This window comes from Cellulosimicrobium cellulans (assembly GCF_042723955.1).
Taxonomy (GTDB): domain Bacteria; phylum Actinomycetota; class Actinomycetes; order Actinomycetales; family Cellulomonadaceae; genus Cellulosimicrobium; species Cellulosimicrobium cellulans_H.
The window spans coordinates 3,195-4,658 of record NZ_JBHXIC010000157.1; the positions used below are offsets into that span (position 1 = coordinate 3,195).

Genomic DNA, 1,464 nt, shown 5'->3' on the forward strand with positions numbered 1-1,464 from the left:
CGGTCCTTGCTGCGTCACGCCCCCCCTTCGTGCCCCGCCCCCCCCCCGCACCTGGTTCCACCCCCCGTCCCCCCCGGGGGCCGTCGTCGTGCGACGCGGACGGCCGGCCCGGCCCTGCCCGACCCGGCCGGAAGCGTGGCACGGAAGGTCTGTGCACTGTTCATCCCTCGTTCACCCGCTCTCGGGGAACGCGTCACCCGGCGCTCTTAGCGTCGGGATCGTCACCGGCGCTCGCTGGTGCCACGAGACGCTTGAACAGGATGGAACGAAGAGTGAAGCTCAGCCGATTCTCCCGTGCTGGATCCGCCGTCGCGATCGGTGCGCTCGCGCTGACCCTCGCCGCCTGCGGGTCGGACGACCCCGTCGGCAGCGCCGACGGCGCCACCGACGGTTCCTCCGAGGGCTCGTCCGAGACCGCGAGCGACCTCAGCGGTGAGCTCAACGGTGCGGGCGCGAGCTCGCAGGAGTCCGCCATGGAGGCGTGGCGCGCCGGGTTCCAGAGCGCGAACCCCGACGTCACCGTCAACTACGACCCGGTCGGCTCCGGCGGCGGTCGCACCCAGTTCCTCGAGGGCGGCGTCGCGTTCGCCGGCTCGGACGCGGTGCTCAAGGAGGAGGAGATCACGCAGTCGCAGGCCGTGTGCGGCCCCGACGGCGCGATCGACCTCCCCGTCTACGTCAGCCCGATCGCCATCATCTACAACCTCCCGGACGTCGCGGAGCTCAACCTCGCGCCGGCCACGATCGCGGGCATCTTCAACGGCACGATCACGCAGTGGAACGCGCCGGAGATCGCCGCCGACAACCCCGACGCGACGCTCCCGGACCTCGCGATCACGCCGGTCCACCGCTCCGACGAGTCGGGCACGACGGAGAACTTCACCGAGTACCTCGCCGCGACCGCCGGTGACGCGTGGGGCCACGAGCCGAGCGGCGACTGGCCGACGCAGGGCGGGGAGTCCGCGCAGGGCACCTCCGGCGTCGTGCAGACGGTCCAGGGCGGCGAGGGCACGATCGGCTACGCCGACGCCTCGAAGGCCGGCGACCTCGGCACCGCGAGCATCAAGGTCGGCGAGGAGTGGGTCGCGTACTCGCCCGAGGCCGCCGCGAAGGTCGTCGACGCGTCCCCGCGCGTCGAGGGTCGTGGCGAGCACGACATCGCGGTCGAGCTGGACCGCACGACGACGGAGGCCGGCGCCTACCCGCTCGTGCTCGTCTCCTACGCGATCGCGTGCACGAACTACGAGGACGAGGCGGCGGGCAACCTCGTCAAGGCGTTCCTCACGTACATCTCGAGCGAGGAGGGCCAGTCGGGGGGGGCGGGGGGCGCGGGCCCGGCGCGGGGGGGGGGGGGCGTCGCGCACTCCGCCCGCGGTGTACCGGGCAAGTGCGCCCCCTTCCGGGGGGGGGCGTCCACGGCGCCCGCGACCGGCACCGCGACCGGCACCGTGCCCGACGGCGGAC

1 protein-coding gene is annotated in these 1,464 nt (G+C 73.8%); it reads left to right on the forward strand.

Annotated elements, in window-relative coordinates; genetic code table 11:
• Positions 1-272: 272 nt before the first annotated feature.
• On the forward strand, positions 273-1,464 hold a 1,192-nt coding region (gene pstS / locus ACFWH7_RS20795; protein ID WP_378219544.1), incomplete at its 3' end, for a phosphate ABC transporter substrate-binding protein PstS.